We start from the raw sequence: 425 nt of genomic DNA, 5'->3' as shown, positions 1-425 counted from the left end.
GACCTCGACGTCAGGCCGCCGCGCGCCGCGCACGCACGCGCAGCACCCACCAGATCGCGCCGCCGAGCGTCATCCCGAACCCGGCCGCCGAGAGCCCGATCACCACGAACACGCCCAGCACGGTCCCCACGACCGACCCGAAGAACGGCCCGAACGGCTTGTCCGCGGCGATCGCGACCCACGCGTCCGACGCGTCCGCGGGCGGCACCGCGACCGTGTACCGCCCCGACTCGGGCGCCGTGAACGCCCCCACCGTCGCGGCCACGCGCCCACCCGCACCGGTCTGCATGCTCACGCCCGGCGACCCGTCGGCCTCGACCACCGCACCCGACGGCGCCATGAGCAGCACGTCCTCCGCGAGCTCGGGGCGCTCGTCGTCGCGCACCGCGTCACGCGGCACCACGAGGTACACCGCGTACCGCTCG

The 425-nt window shown here is 76.0% G+C and carries 1 protein-coding gene; it reads right to left on the bottom strand.

Going from position 1 to position 425, the window contains the following annotated elements:
- Positions 1–10: 10 nt before the first annotated feature.
- Positions 11–425: hypothetical protein (locus G3I71_RS48325; RefSeq protein ID WP_164325333.1), on the bottom strand; the 415-nt coding region annotated here is incomplete at its 5' end.

This window comes from Streptomyces sp. SID12501, from assembly GCF_010550245.1.
Classification (GTDB): Bacteria; Actinomycetota; Actinomycetes; order Streptomycetales; family Streptomycetaceae; genus Streptomyces.
This window is presented reverse-complemented; position numbering and strand designations above follow the sequence as displayed.